The 13,726-nt window shown below is 72.5% G+C and carries 12 protein-coding genes; 2 read left to right on the top strand and 10 right to left on the bottom strand.

Annotated features, from left to right (window positions below):
• Nucleotides 1-2: 2 nt before the first annotated feature.
• The 4 genes from PKE79_RS11300 to PKE79_RS11315 all read right to left on the bottom strand — a co-directional run bounded on the left by PKE79_RS11300 (nucleotide 3) and on the right by PKE79_RS11315 (nucleotide 3,521).
• Nucleotides 3-968 carry an ABC transporter permease gene (locus tag PKE79_RS11300; RefSeq protein WP_271173792.1) on the bottom strand — a complete coding sequence of 322 codons (966 nt, stop codon included), beginning with the start codon at nucleotides 966-968 and terminating at the stop codon, nucleotides 3-5.
• 21 nt (nucleotides 969-989) lie between these two features.
• A complete protein-coding gene (locus tag PKE79_RS11305) occupies nucleotides 990-1,997 on the bottom strand; it encodes an ABC transporter substrate-binding protein (RefSeq protein WP_271173793.1) in 1,008 nt (335 codons plus the stop codon).
• A 99-nt stretch (nucleotides 1,998-2,096) separates the two neighbouring features.
• On the bottom strand, nucleotides 2,097-3,143 hold the full coding sequence (locus PKE79_RS11310) for a DUF1648 domain-containing protein (RefSeq protein ID WP_271173794.1): 1,047 nt from the start codon (nucleotides 3,141-3,143) through the stop codon (nucleotides 2,097-2,099).
• A 27-nt stretch (nucleotides 3,144-3,170) separates the two neighbouring features.
• The gene (locus PKE79_RS11315) at nucleotides 3,171-3,521 is read right to left on the bottom strand and encodes a GntR family transcriptional regulator (RefSeq protein WP_271173795.1); all 351 of its coding nucleotides are present in this window, start codon (nucleotides 3,519-3,521) and stop codon (nucleotides 3,171-3,173) included.
• Nucleotides 3,522-3,607: 86 nt separating this feature from the next.
• Between PKE79_RS11315 and PKE79_RS11320 the strand changes: the two genes are divergently transcribed.
• On the top strand, nucleotides 3,608-4,867 hold the full coding sequence (locus PKE79_RS11320) for an APC family permease (RefSeq protein ID WP_271173796.1): 1,260 nt from the start codon (nucleotides 3,608-3,610) through the stop codon (nucleotides 4,865-4,867).
• 3 nt (nucleotides 4,868-4,870) lie between these two features.
• Here the strand turns inward: PKE79_RS11320 and hisS are convergent, their stop codons facing one another.
• The 4 genes from hisS to mfd all read right to left on the bottom strand — a co-directional run bounded on the left by hisS (nucleotide 4,871) and on the right by mfd (nucleotide 11,755).
• Nucleotides 4,871-6,166: a histidine--tRNA ligase gene (hisS, locus tag PKE79_RS11325; protein WP_271173797.1), complete on the bottom strand. Its 1,296-nt coding sequence runs from the start codon at nucleotides 6,164-6,166 to the stop codon at nucleotides 4,871-4,873.
• A gap of 25 nt (nucleotides 6,167-6,191) precedes the next feature.
• Nucleotides 6,192-6,872, bottom strand: coding sequence for a nucleoside triphosphate pyrophosphohydrolase (locus PKE79_RS11330; protein ID WP_271173798.1), 681 nt, complete (start codon nucleotides 6,870-6,872; stop codon nucleotides 6,192-6,194).
• A gap of 17 nt (nucleotides 6,873-6,889) precedes the next feature.
• A complete protein-coding gene (locus tag PKE79_RS11335) occupies nucleotides 6,890-8,050 on the bottom strand; it encodes a Na+/H+ antiporter NhaA (RefSeq protein ID WP_271173799.1) in 1,161 nt (386 codons plus the stop codon).
• An 87-nt stretch (nucleotides 8,051-8,137) separates the two neighbouring features.
• The gene (gene mfd, locus PKE79_RS11340) at nucleotides 8,138-11,755 is read right to left on the bottom strand and encodes a transcription-repair coupling factor (RefSeq protein ID WP_271173800.1); all 3,618 of its coding nucleotides are present in this window, start codon (nucleotides 11,753-11,755) and stop codon (nucleotides 8,138-8,140) included.
• Between the two features lie 72 nt (nucleotides 11,756-11,827).
• On the opposite strand from mfd, the gene PKE79_RS11345 reads away from it, so the two are divergent.
• Nucleotides 11,828-12,391 (top strand): hypothetical protein, encoded by a 564-nt coding sequence (locus tag PKE79_RS11345; protein ID WP_271173801.1) that lies wholly within the window; start codon nucleotides 11,828-11,830, stop codon nucleotides 12,389-12,391.
• A gap of 16 nt (nucleotides 12,392-12,407) precedes the next feature.
• On the opposite strand, the gene pth is transcribed toward PKE79_RS11345, so the two are convergent.
• Together pth and PKE79_RS11355 are read right to left on the bottom strand one after the other, a co-directional pair.
• Entirely contained in the window at nucleotides 12,408-12,992 is a 585-nt protein-coding gene (pth, locus tag PKE79_RS11350) for an aminoacyl-tRNA hydrolase (protein WP_271173802.1), read from the bottom strand.
• 70 nt (nucleotides 12,993-13,062) lie between these two features.
• On the bottom strand, nucleotides 13,063-13,656 hold the full coding sequence (locus PKE79_RS11355; RefSeq protein ID WP_271173803.1) for a 50S ribosomal protein L25/general stress protein Ctc: 594 nt from the start codon (nucleotides 13,654-13,656) through the stop codon (nucleotides 13,063-13,065).
• Between the last annotated feature and the right edge of the window lie 70 nt (nucleotides 13,657-13,726).

The raw sequence follows: 13,726 nt of genomic DNA on the forward strand, positions 1-13,726 counted from the left end.
GGTCACCTCCCTCTCTCGGCGCCCGCGGGCGCCGGGACGGCGGGCTCGGGCTCGCGCCGCGCGACGCGTCCGCCGCGGCCGCGGAGCGAGGGGATGCGCTTGAGGAAGCCCCAGCGCGGCAGCAGCAGCGCGAGAACGACGAGCACGGCGGTGACGAGCTTCATGTCGTTGGGGTCGAGGCCCGCCCGCATCGCGAAGAAGATGATGAGCCGGTAGAGCACGGCGCCCAGCACGACGGCGAGGCTCGCGAGCCAGATGAAGCGCTGGCCGAACACGGCCTGTCCGAGGATGACCGACGCGAGCCCGACGAGGATCAGGCCGATGCCCATGCTGATGTCGGAGAAGCCCTGGTACTGCGCGACGAGCGCGCCGCAGAGCGCGACGAAGCCGTTCGAGATCGCGAGCGTGAGGATGGTCGTGCGATCGGTCGAGACGCCGAAGCTGCGGATCATCGGCCCGTTGTCGCCGGTGGCCTGGATCGCCAGCCCGAGGTTGGTCGAGAGGAACCAGTCGACCGCGAGCTTCAGCACGACGACGCCGACGAGGATGATCGCGACGCCGCCCCACGTGCCGAGCAGGTCGGCGTCGCGCAGCGGGGTGAACAGCGTGTCGGCGCGCAGGAGCGGCAGGTTGGCCGCGACGGTGGCGTCCTCCTTGGCCGTGCCCATGATCCGCAGGTTGATCGACCATAGCGCGATCATGGTGAGGATGCCGGCGAGCAGGCCGTCGATGCGGCCCTTCGTGTGCAGGACGCCGGTCACGGCTCCCGCGACGACGCCCGCCGCGGCGCCCGTGAGGGTCGCGACGACGGGGTTCTGCCCCGTCGTGATCATCGCCGCGGCGACCGCCGCGCCCGTCGTGAAGCTCCCGTCGACCGTCAGGTCGGGGAAGTTCAGGACGCGGAACGTGAGGTACACGCCCAGCGCCATGACCCCGTAGACGAGGCCGAGCTCGATCGCGCCGATCATGCGCGTCCTCCCTGCCGGCTTCTACTCGACGGTCTCGGCCTGGTCGAGGATCTCCGCGGGGATCTCCACGCCCATGCGCTCGGCCGCGCCCGGGTTGACGACGTAGGTGAACTCGCTGGCCGTCTCCACGGACATGGTCGCGGGGTCGGCGTCCTCCTCGAGGATGCGCAGCGCCATCTCGCCGGTCTGGCGGCCGAGCTCGGTGTAGTCGATGCCGATCGTCGCGATCGCGCCGCTCTCGACCGTGCCCGCCTCGGCGGCGATGACCGGCGTCTTCTGGGTCTCGGCGACCTGGACGAGCGAGGCGAGTCCTGCGACGACCATGTTGTCGGTGGGCACGTAGATCGCGTCGACGTCGCCGAGCGCCTCGGTGGCCTGCGCGATGTCGTTCGCGGTGGTCACCGTCTGGGTGACGATCTCGATGCCGAGCTCGTCGGCGACCTCCTCGGCCGCGGCGACCTGGACCTCCGAGTTCACCTCGCCCGAGCTGTAGACGATGCCGACGGTGGCGGCGTCGGGCACGAGCTGCCGGAGCAGCTCGAACTGCTCGGCCATCGGCGCGGCGTCGCTCGTGCCAGTGATGTTGGCTCCCGGCTCCTCGTTCGAGTCGACGAGCTCGGCCGAGACGGCGTCCGTGACCGCCGTGAAGAGCACCGGGGTGTCGAGGATGGCCTGAGCGGCGGCCTGCGCAGCGGGGGTCGCGACCGCGAGGACGAGGTCGAGGTCGCTCGAGGCGAAATTCTGCGCGATGGTGACGGCGTTCGCCTGCTCGCCCTGCGCGTTCTGCTCGTCGAACTCGACCGTCTCGCCCTCGACGTATCCGGCGTCGGCGAAGGCCTGCTTGAAGCCCTCGGTCGCCGCGTCGAGCGCGGGGTGCTGCACGAGCTGGCTGATGCCGATCGACAGCGATTCCTCCCCGCCGCCTTCCGATCCGCCGCCGTCCGACGAGCAGCCGGCGAGGACGAGCGCAGCGCCTGCGGCGAGACCTGCGGCGCCGAGGCCACGGCGGGAGAACGAGGAGAGTCGCATGGATCGGGTCCTTCGGGTGAGGGGTCCGGCGCCGTGCCGGAGGTCGGGTGCGGCGTCGCGCCGTCCACAGAATCGTAACGGGCGCGCGCGGGCGCGATGTCACGCCCTCGCGCGCTCGGCGAACCCGGCGAGCAGCGCCGCGGCCGTGTCGGCGTCGTCGACGGTGACGGTGAACGCCTTGCCGTTCGCCCGTGTGACCCGCAGCGCCTCGCCGGCGCGCAGCACGACGCCCCAGCCGCTGCCGACCGCACAGCGCCAGCCCCACCCGCCGTACTCGGCCATCGGGTTCACCAGGACGACCTCGACCGCGCGGATGTCGGACGCGGAGATGCGCACGCGGGGCCAGCCGATCGGCGCGCGCACCGTCAGCCCGGCCTCGTCGACCCGCACGCGGAAGACGCACCCGACGCCGACGAGGAACGTCACGAGCGCCGCCGCGGCGATCGTGATCCAGGTCCCGCCCGAGAGCGCGCCGCTCTGTGCGAGATCGAGGGAGGCGGTCACGAGCGCGATCGCGATGACCGCCGCGGCGGAGACCGCGAGGAGCGCGATGCCGGCGGGCGCCATCGAGGCGGTGCGCGCCCAGACCGCGCGCTCGTGCGTCGCGAGCGCGACCGGACGAGGCCTCTCGCCCTCCTCGTGCGGAGGGTCGATCGTGACGAGCCAGGCCGCGATGCCGAGCGCGACCCCGACCGCGAAGCCCGCGGCCATCCCCCATCCGACCGGAGGCGCGTCCCTCGCGTCGTCCAGACCGACCTGGGCGAAGACGCTCGCGGAGAGCCCGACGCCGAGCAGTCCGACCTCCCACCAGATGACGGCGGCGAGCATGCGCAGGGACATGCGCTGCCCGTGCCGGCGAGTGCGTCCGCTCGCGCCCCCGCGCGCTCCCACGAGCGCGAGCCCCGCGACGAGGAGCGTCGTCCCTCCCCCGACGAGCGCGGTCAGCAGCGGGAGGGTCCACGCCGGCCCGAACCCGTCGGGGCCGCCCGCGGCTCCCCAGTGGATCGCGGCCGGGTCAGGCAGCGCGGGCACCTGCGCGAGCTGCACGAGAGCGAGCGCGAGGTGCACGGCGAGCGGAACGCAGAGGCCCACCCAGCGGAAACGGCGGAGCGCCTCCTCCGCGCCGGTGTACTGCGATGCGGTCATCGTCTCCTCCTCGAGGGTTCGGTCGGTTCAGAGCTCGGCCGCGCGCACGGCGGCCGCGAGCGTCTCGCGGGATACGCCGTGCTCGGTCGCCCGACGCACGAGCGCTCGGATGTCGGCATCGAGCGCCGCGAGCGGAGCCGCCGCCTCGGTCACCACGGCGCCGCGCCCGGGCCGCATCGAGACGAGCCCCTCGTCGCGCAGCTGGCGGTACGCGTGGAGCACGGTGTGCAGGTTCACCCCGAGCGACGCCGCCACCTCCTTCGCGGCCGGGAGCCGGTCTCCGGGACGCGTGCGACCGGCGGCGGCATCCGAGCGGATGGACGCCGCGATCTGCGTGAAGACCGGCTCCTCGCGCGTCGGGTCGATGCGGATGAGCATGCAGTTATTCTAGCAGGACTATAACTTCAGGCGCGCGCACCGTGCGCGTCGTCTCGCCGCCACCCGCGCCTCATATACTGCGGCGCATGACGACCCCTCCCGCGCTCGCACGACGACTCGGCGTCGGCGACGCCGTCGCGATCGGCCTCGGATCGATGATCGGGGCCGGAGTCTTCGCGGTCTTCGCCCCCGCCGCGGCCGCCGCGGGCCCGTGGCTGCTCGCGGGGCTGGCGATCGCCGCGATCGTGGCGTTCTGCAACGCGACGTCGTCCGCGCAGCTCGCAGCCGTCCACCCCGTGGCGGGAGGCACGTACGCGTACGGCCGCGCCGAGCTCGGCGCGTGGTGGGGCTACCTGGCCGGATGGTGCTTCGTCATCGGCAAGATCGCGAGCTGCGCGGCCATGGCGCTGACGTTCGCGGCGTACGCGGCTCCCGCCGGCTGGGAGCGGCCCGTGGCCGTGCTCGCCGTCGCCCTTCTTGCCGGGATCAACCTGCTCGGCGTGACCCGCACGGCGCTCGCGACGAAGATCATCGTCGCGGTCGTGCTCGTGTGCCTCGCGGTCGTCGTCGCGGCCGGATGGGCCTCCCCCGCGGCCCCCGGCGGGGCGCAGACGCCGCCCGGGGTCGGGGCGTACGGCGTGCTTCAGGCGGCCGGCCTGCTCTTCTTCGCCTTCGCGGGATACGCGCGCATCGCCACGATGGGCGAGGAGGTGCGCGATCCCGCGCGCACGATCCCCCGGGCCATCCCGCTCGCCCTGGGCCTCGCGATCGCCGTGTACGCGGTCATCGCCCTCGCCTCGCTGCGCGCGCTCGGCGTCGAGGCACTCGCCGCCTCCCCCGCGCCGCTCGCCGACGTGGTCGCCGCCGCGGGGTGGGACGCGGCGCAGCCGGTCGTGCGCGTGGGCGCGGCGGCCGCCGCGCTCGGCGCCCTCCTCGCGCTCATCGCCGGGATCGGGCGCACGACCCTGGCGATGGCCCGCGAGGACGACCTCCCCCGCTTCCTCTCCGCCATCCACCCGCGCACGCGCGTGCCGCACCGCGCCGAGGCCGTGATCGCGCTCGTCGTGATCGCGATCGTCGCGTTCGCGGACCTCCGCGGCGCGATCGGCTTCTCGTCGTTCGGCGTGCTCCTCTACTACCTCGTCGCGAATCTCGCGGCCTGGCGACAGGGCAGCGCCGTGCGCCGCTATCCCCGCTGGCTGCAGGCCGTGGGGGCGGCGGGCTGCGTCGTCCTCGCGTTCACCCTCCCCTGGCAGAGCGTCGTCGCGGGCGTCGTCGTCGTGCTCGCGGGTGCGGCGTACCGTCTCATCCGCCTCGTGGCCGAGCGCCGGGCGTCGGCGGAGTAGGCGTCAGGAGAGGGGCTTGAGCTCGAGATCGTCGCGCTCGGCTCCCGCCGACACCGTTGCGAAGGCCGTGTAGCCGTCGGCGGAGGCGCGCTCGAGCAGACCCTTGAGGTTCTTCGTCCGCTGCTCGAGGCGCACGCGCGAGCCCTCCGCGACGAGCGCCGCCTTGAGGGCGAGCAGCTCGGCGACCGGGACGTCGCGATCGTGGACGAGCACGACCGCCTCGGCGGCGGCCGCCTCGGCGAGCGAGACGAGGTCGACGATCCGCTCGAAGCCGATCGAGAACCCGACCGCCGGCACGTCCTGCCCGAGGAAGCGGCCGATCATGCCGTCGTAGCGGCCGCCTCCGCCGAGCGAGTACGACACCGACGGGTGGGCGATCTCGAAGATCGTCCCCGTGTAGTACCCCATTCCGCGGACGAGGAACGGATCGAACGCGAGGGGCAGCTCGGCGCCGACGGCGTCGGCGCCGAGGGCCGCGCCCACGGCTTCTCCGATGCCGACGAGGTGCGCGATGATCGCGTCGTCGACGCCCTCGGGCAGAGCCCCGCGGATCTGAGCCTCGCCGAAGGGCTCGTGCGCGCGCTGCGCGACCTGATCGAGGAAGGACGCGAGCGCGTCGGCCGCCGCGTCGGACGCCCCGCGCTCGCGCAGCTCGGCCACGACGCCGTCGGCGCCGATCTTGTCGAGCTTGTCGATCGTGATGAGGACGCCCGGGCGCTCCTCGACGGGGAAGCCGAAGAGGTCGAGCATGGCGTCCAGTGCCCGGCGGTCGTTGATGCGCACGCTCGCGCCCTCGAGCCCGAGCGCGTCGAGCGTGTCGAGCGTCGCGGTGATGAGCTCGGCCTCCGCGCGCGCCGAGGCGTCGCCCATGATGTCGATGTCGCACTGCATGAACTGGCGGTATCGGCCCTTCTGGGGCCGCTCGGCGCGCCACACCGGCGCGATCTGCACCGAGCGGAAGACCGACGGCAGCTCGCCCCGGTGCGACGCGTAGAAGCGCGCGAGCGGAACCGTGAGGTCGTAGCGCAGCCCGAGGTCGCTCAGCTGGGCCGGATCGTCGGCCGCCGCGCGGACGCCGTCGGCGTCGAGGCCGCGCCGCAGGATGTTGAACGCGAGCTTCTCGTTGTCGCCGCCCACCCCGGCGTGCAGCCGGTCGTACTCCTCCATGACGGGCGTCTCGATCTCGTCGAACCCGTGCGCGCGGTAGCGCTCGCGGATGACAGCGAGCACGCGCTCGCGACGGGCCTTGTCAGCGGGGAGGAAGTCGCGCATGCCGCGCGGCGGATTCACGGAAGCCATAGCGCCCCCATTCTCCCACGACGGGTCAGCCGCTCTCGGCGTCTCGGACCTCCGTCTCGAGAGCGCGGACGGCCGTGCGCAGCGCGCGCTCGGCGTCCCAGCCGCGGGCGCGCGCGATCGCCACGACCCCGAGGAGGGTGGCGCCGAGCTCCTCCTCGGTCGCCGGCAGCATGTCGGGGTTGTCCTCCGCGATGGCCTCGGCCGCGGCGACCTCCTCGGCGAGCTCGAGCCCCACGCCGACCAGCTCCGCCTTCGCGAGGACCTTCTGGGCGAGCGCGAGCGCGGGCATCGCGTGCGAGACGCCGTCGAGCACCGAGGTGCGCTCGCGCTTCTCGGCGGCCTTGGCGGCGTTCCACAGCTCGAGCACGCGCTCGGGCGTCTCCGCCGTCTCGCCCGCGAACACGTGCGGATGGCGGCGGATCATCTTGTCGGCGAGCCCCCGCGCCACGTCGTCGATCCCGAACGGCTCGTCGGGATGGTGCGAGGCGATCTCGGCGTGGAAGAGCACCTGCCACAGCAGGTCGCCGAGCTCCTCGCGCAGGGCCGCGCGGTCGCCGCTCTCGACCGCGTCGACGACCTCCGCCGACTCCTCGACGAGGTAGGGCACGAGCGCCTCATGCGTCATGCCCTGCGTCCACACGCACCGCTCGTGCACGTCGCGCATGACGTCGGCGGCGCGCCCCAGCTCGTTCCCCGATCCGCTCATCCGGACATCCTGCCGCATCACGCCGACGTCGACGCGGCGAGACGCCGATGGTGCCGCGCGCGCAGCGAGACGATCACGCCCGACAGGGCGAGTGCGATCATGGAGCCGCCCAGAACCCCGAGGATCGCCTCGTCGCGCAGGGTCGCGTCGTCGGCGAACGCGAGGTTCGACAGCAGCAGCGACACCGTGAACCCGATGCCGCCGAGGGTGCCCGCCGCGACGAGATCGGGCAGGCGGATCTCGGGCTCGGTCCCCTTCGGGCGGACGGCCATGGCGACCCCGCCGAAGATCGTGATGCCGATGATCTTGCCGACCGGGAGCGCGATGAGGATGGCCCACAGAGCCGGCGAGAGCTCGCTCGGGGAGACCTGCGGGATGACCACGAGCGCCGAGAAGAACGCGAAGACCGGCAGGATGAGGCCGTTGATCCACGGCTCGAGGACGTGGCGCGCCTGCAGGCCCTCCCCCTGGCGGATGGCGAGACCGAGCAGCACGCCCGCGATGGTCGCGTGGATGCCGCCCTCGAACACGAAGGCCCAGGCGGCGAGCGCGATGACCACCATGAGCGGCACGACGACGAGCTTGTTGCGGTCGGACACGAAGCGGCTCAGGGCGCCGAAGGCGACGATGAGCACCGCGCCGATCGCGAGGCTTCCGAAGTCGATGTCGGTCGCGAAGAGCACCGCGATGAAGACGATGCCGACGATGTCGTCGATGATCGCGAGCGCGAGGAGGAACACGCGCACCTTCGACGGCAGGCCCTTGCCGAACATCGCGAGGACGCCGAGCGCGAACGCGATGTCGGTCGCGGTCGGGATGGGCCATCCGTCGCGCGTGGCCGGATCCCAGGCGATGACGAGATAGATGACGATCGGCACGATCACACCGCCGGCCGCGGCGATGGCGGGCTTGAGCGCCTTGCCGACGGTGTTCAGCTGGCCGTTCGTGAGCTCGTACTGCAGCTCGATCGCGACCCCGAAGAAGAACACCGCGAGCAGCAGGTCGGCGACCCAGTGCGAGATCGAGAGGTCGAGCGGCGTTCCCGGCACCGCGAGATGGAGATGGCTGAAATCGAGCACCGCGGGGCCGACCGGGCTGTTCGCGACGACGAGGCCGACGATCGCGGCGCCGAGGAGGAGGAAGGCGGGGAAGCGCTCGGAGCGCAGGAGCTTGAGCATGGGATCCTTTCAGGACCGACCGGGGACCAGGCGCGATCAGCGCCCGCCGCCGACCAGACTTCCCGGCACACCGCCTCCCACCCTACGTCACTCGGCCGGAGCGTCCTTCTTCGGCGCCGGGAAGAGCGCGTCGAGCAGCTGCCCGACCCAGGCGATGAGCTCGGCGTCGCCGAGCGGCTCGCCGCCCGCCTGCGGAAGGGGGACGACCATGGCCTCTCCCCCGCTCAGGATCTTCGCGCCCGGGTGCAGGCGCTGCAGCCGGACCTTCATCGAATCGGGCAGGTTCGCCGGCGCGATGCGCAGATTGCGCCCCATCGCGACGACATCGGCGAGACCGGCCTGAGCCGCGCGGCGGCGCAGGCGCGCGACGGCGATGAGGCCGTCGACCTCGGGCGGCGGCGCGCCGTAGCGGTCGACGAGCTCCTCCACGACGAGGTCGATGGCGTCGTCCTTCGCCGTCGCCGACGCGGCCGCCGACAGCTTCTGGTACGCCTCGAGCCGCAGCCGCTCGCTGTCGATGTAGCTCTCCGGCAGGCGCGCCTCGACGGGCAGCTCGAGTCGCAGCTCGGTCGGCCCCTCGGTCTCCTCTCCCCGGAACGTCGCGACGGCCTCGCCGATCATGCGCAGGTAGAGGTCGAAGCCGACGCCCGCGATGTGGCCGGCCTGCTCGGCGCCGAGGAGATTGCCGGCGCCGCGCAGCTCGAGATCCTTCATGGCGACCTGGATGCCGCTGCCGAGATCGTTGTGGACGGCGATCGTCTCGAGGCGGTCGGCCGCGGTCTCGGAGAGCGGCTTGCCCTCGTCGTACACGAAGTACGCGTAGGCGCGCTCGCGGCCGCGGCCGACGCGACCCCGCAGCTGGTGCAGCTGCGCGAGCCCGTACTTGTCGGCGCGGTCGATGATGATCGTGTTCGCGTTCGCGATGTCGATGCCGGTCTCGATGATGGTCGTGCAGACGAGCACGTCGAACTTGCGCTCCCAGAAGTCATCGACGACCTGCTCGAGCTGGTTCTCGCTCATCTTGCCGTGCGCGACCGCGATGCGGGCGTCGGGAACGAGCTCGGCGAGATGCGAGGCGACCTTCTGGATCGTCGTGACCCGGTTGTGCACGAAGAACACCTGGCCCTCGCGCAGCAGCTCGCGTCGGATGGCCGCGGCGATCTGCTTGTCGTTGTGCGGGCCGACGTACGACAGGATCGGGTGGCGGTCCTCGGGCGGCGTCGCGAGCGTGGACATCTCCCGGATGCCGGTGACCGCCATCTCGAGCGTGCGCGGGATCGGGGTCGCGCTCATCGCGAGGATGTCGACGTTCGTCTTGAGCTTCTTGAGGGCGTCCTTGTGCTCGACGCCGAAGCGCTGCTCCTCGTCGACGATGAGCAGACCCAGGTCCTTGAAGCGCACCTGCTCGGTGAGGATGCGGTGCGTGCCGATCACCATGTCGATGGACCCGTCCGACAGACCCCGGATGGTCTCGCGCGCCTCCTTGTCGGTCTGGAAGCGCGACAGCGCGCGCACCTTCACGGGGAAGCCCGCGAACCGGTCCTGGAAGGTCTCGAGGTGCTGCTTCACGAGAAGCGTGGTCGGGACGAGCATTGCGACCTGCTTGCCGTCCTGGATCGCCTTGAACGCGGCGCGCACGGCGACCTCGGTCTTGCCGAACCCGACGTCGCCCGAGAGCAGGCGGTCCATCGGGATCGGGCGCTCCATGTCGCGCTTGACCTCCTCGATCGTCTGCAGCTGATCAGGGGTCTCCGCGAACGGGAAGGCTTCCTCGAGCTCGCGCTGCCACGGGGTGTCCGGCCCGAAGGCGTGGCCCTTCGCCGCCATCCGCGCCGAGTACAGCTTGACGAGCTCGACGGCGATGTCGCGGACCGCCTTGCGCGCGCGGCTCTTCGCCTGCGCCCAGTCGCTCCCGCCCATCTTCGACAGCGTCGGGGCCTCGCCGCCGACGTACTTCGAGAGCAGGTCGAGCTGGTCCGTCGGCACGTACAGCTTGTCGCCCGGATACCCGCGCTTCGACGGCGCGTACTCGAGCACGAGGTAGTCGCGCGTCGTCTTCGTCGCGTTGCGGCCGCCGCTGGAGACCTCGCGCTGGGTCATCTCGACGAATCGGCCGATGCCGTGGGTCGCGTGCACGACGATCTCGCCCGGCTTCAGCTGAAGGGGGTCGACGACGTTCTTCCGCCGCGACGCGAGCTTCTTGACCGCGCGCGTGTCGCCGCCGATCGCCCTGCCGTAGAACTCGTTCTCGGTGAAGAGGGCGAGCTTCACGCCCTCGACGGTGAAGCCGCGCTCGATCGCGGCCTGCACGAGGGTCGCGACCCCCGGCTCCGGCGCCTCGACGAGGCTGTCGACGATCCGCGCCGCGAGCCCGCGCTCCGACAGCACGTCGCGCGCGCGCTCGACGAGGCCGATCCCCGACGCCGCGACGACCACCGACCAGCCGTCGTGCAGGAGCTGCCCGATGTGCGCGGTGGCCCCCTCGACGTTGCCCTGGAAGGTCGGCGTCGCGGAGGCGCGCACGCGGATCGCGTCTCGCGCGTCGGGCACGGCGTCGAGGTCGTCGTGCTCGGCGAGCTCGGCCGCGATCTCGGCCGCTCCCGAGTCGAAGGGGCTCAGGGTCCACCACACGCCGCCGACCGCTCGCACGTCGTCGCGCAGCTGGGCGAGGGTGAGGAAGTCGCCCGCGTCGAGGTTGATGGGCGCGCTCGCTCCGCTCGTCGCGGCGCTCCACGCCGCCTCGAGGAACTCGCGGTTCGTCTCGCCGAGGGTGATCGACCGCGACACCGCGCGCTCGGGATCGACGAGCGCGACGGCCGCGCCACGGGGCAGGTAGGTCGGAAGCGACACGAGCGGCCCCGCGAGAACCGGCATGAGCGACTCCATGCCCTCGACCGGGATGCCCTCGCCCATCCGCTCGAGCATCTGCGCGATGCCGGGGTACTCGTGCTGCAGCTCGCGCGCGCGCTGGCGGATGTCGGGCGTCAGCAGGAGCTCGCGGCTCGGCACGAGCGAGACGGCCTCGACATCGCCGGGGAGCGAGCGCTGGTCGGCGACGGAGAAGGCGCGGATCTGGTCGACCTCGTCGCCGAAGAACTCGATGCGATACGGGTGATCGGCGACCGGCGGGAAGACGTCGAGGATGCCGCCGCGGACGGCGAACTCGCCGCGTCGCGACACCATGTCGACCCGGTGGTACGCGAGCTCGACGAGGCGCTCGACGACGGTCTCGAGCTCATGGCCGCGCCCTCCCGCGCGTAGCTCGATCGGGTGCACGTCGCCGAGGCCGCTCGCGATCGGCTGGATGGCGGCGCGGATCGACGCCGTCACGATGAGCGGCGAGGTCGGCCCGGCATGCGCGGCGGCGATGCGGCGGAGGGTCTCGAGCCGTCGGCCCACGGTCTCGGGGCTCGGGCTCAGCCGCTCGTGCGGCAGCGTCTCCCATGCGGGGAAGTCGAGCACCTCGGCCTCGGGCATCACCGACGACAGCGCGGCGCCGAGCGCCTCCGCCCGCCGCCCGGTGGGCGCGACGACGAGCAGGACGGGGGCGTGCCCGCTCGCACGGCGGCGCTCGAGGAGGCCGGCGAGCATCGGGGCGTCCAGGCCGTCGACGAGCGAGAGATCCGCATCGACGGCCGACGCGGCGAGCGCGTCGCGGAAGGACCCGTCCTGTTCCAGAGCACTGACGATTCCCTGAACAGTCACCGCAGAAGTCTAGTCGCGCCCTCCGACACGGGCACGACGGACATCCGCGCCCCGCCTTCCTAGGATGGGCGCATGAGCGCCGACCCGCAGCCGCCGTACCCGCCCGCTCCCGGCGACCACTCGCCGATCTCCCCCGGCGGCGTCACGCCCGGCCAGCAGCCCTCGGGCGCCTATCTCTATCCCCCGACCGCGCCGTACCAGCAGCCGGGGGATCCGCGCTTCGCCGCCATGGTCGAGGCGCCCGCGCCCGCGCCATCCGCCGCCCTCGGCCGCGTCGCGCTCCTCCTCGCGCTCGTGGCCCTCGTCGGCGGAACGCTCGTGATCGGCGTCTGCTGCTTCCTCGTCGGGGTGCAGGCCGGGCGCACGGACTTCGCGGCGGCGACCGAGTTCGACTGGTCGCTGCTCACGCCGGTGCGCGACGCCGTCCTCACCGGCGAGATCACCGCGTGGGTCGCCACGGCGCTCGGCGTGTGGGCGCTGATCCAGGGCATCGTCGCGATCGCAGGACGACGCGGCAGGGGCGCGGGGATCGCCGCCGTCGTCATCGCCGCGGTCGCGCCCGTGATCGTCGCCACGTCCGCCGCGATCGGCTTCTCGATCGGGCTCGCCGCCGGCCTGGACCAGGCCGGATTCTGACCTCGCGCCCCGCCGATCAGGCCCGCGGGGCGTGGAAGCGCTGCTGCGCGGCCACGAGGCCGTCCTCCGCGAGCCGCTCGACGGCGTCGGCCGCGTCGGACACGAGGATCGGGAGCGTCTTGCGCTCGGTCGCGCCGAACGGGTCGAGCACCCAGTCCGCGGGGTCCTGACGGCCGGGTGGACGCCCGATGCCGACCCGCACGCGGGCGAAGTCCGGGGTGCCGAGCGCCTTCGCGACATCGCGGACGCCGTTGTGCCCGCCGTGCCCGCCGCCGGACTTGAGCTTGATGGTGTCGAACGGGATGTCCAGCTCGTCGTGCACGACCACGACGCGATCGGCCGCGAGCCCGTAGAACCGGGCGAGGCCCGCCGCGGGGCCGCCCGAGACGTTCATGAAGGTGTTCGGCTTGGCGAGCACGAGCTTCGCCGCGCCCGGCCGCAGCCACGTCTCGGCCACACGCGCGTTGGCCTTGTGCTGCCGGAACGTCGCGCTGCGGCGCGCGGCGAGCTCGTCGACGACCATCTGGCCGACGTTGTGCCGCGTCTGCTCATACCGCGGGCCGGGATTGCCGAGCCCGATGACCAGCCATGTCTCGGCCATCCTCATTCCCTCCTGGAGACGACGCGAGGGGGTGCGACCAGGTCGCACCCCCTCGCGTGGAAGATCCGCGTCACTCCGCGGCGGGTGCCTCTTCGCCCTCGGCGGCAGCCTCGTCCTCGACCGTCGCGCGCGGCGTGAGGATCGAGAGGATCTGGAGCTCCGGCTCGTCCGCGAGGACGGCGCCCTGCGGGAGCGCGATGTCGCCGGCCGTGATGACCGTGCCGTCCTCGAGGCCCTCGACCGAGACCTCGACGTGCTCGGGGATGTGCGTCGCCTCGACCTCGAGCTTGAGGGTCGCCGTCTCGAGGTTCACGATCGTGCCGGAGAACGACTCGCCGACGGTGGTGACGGGCACCTCGACGGCGACCTTCTCGCCCTTCTTCACGACGAGGAGGTCGATGTGCTCGATGACCTGGCGCACCGGGTCGCGCTGCACGTCCTTGACGAGCGCGAGCTCGGCGCGGCCCTCGACGTCGAGCTCGAGCAGCGCGTTCGCGTGACGGACGATGAGCGCCGTCTCGTGACCGGGCAGCGCGACGTGCACGGGCTCGGTGCCGTGGCCGTAGATGACGGCGGGGATCTTGCCGGCGGCGCGGAGGCGGCGGGCGAAGCCCTTGCCGAACTCGGTGCGGACCTCTGCCGCGAGCTTGTTCTGGTCAGCCATGTGTCTGCTCCTCGTGGGACACGCGGCCGAGCGGAGCCGCATGAAGTTCTGTCGGAAGTCCTCGGCTCGA

Origin of the sequence: Microbacterium barkeri (assembly GCF_027921765.1) — a bacterium.
Classification (GTDB): Bacteria; Actinomycetota; Actinomycetes; order Actinomycetales; family Microbacteriaceae; genus Microbacterium; species Microbacterium barkeri.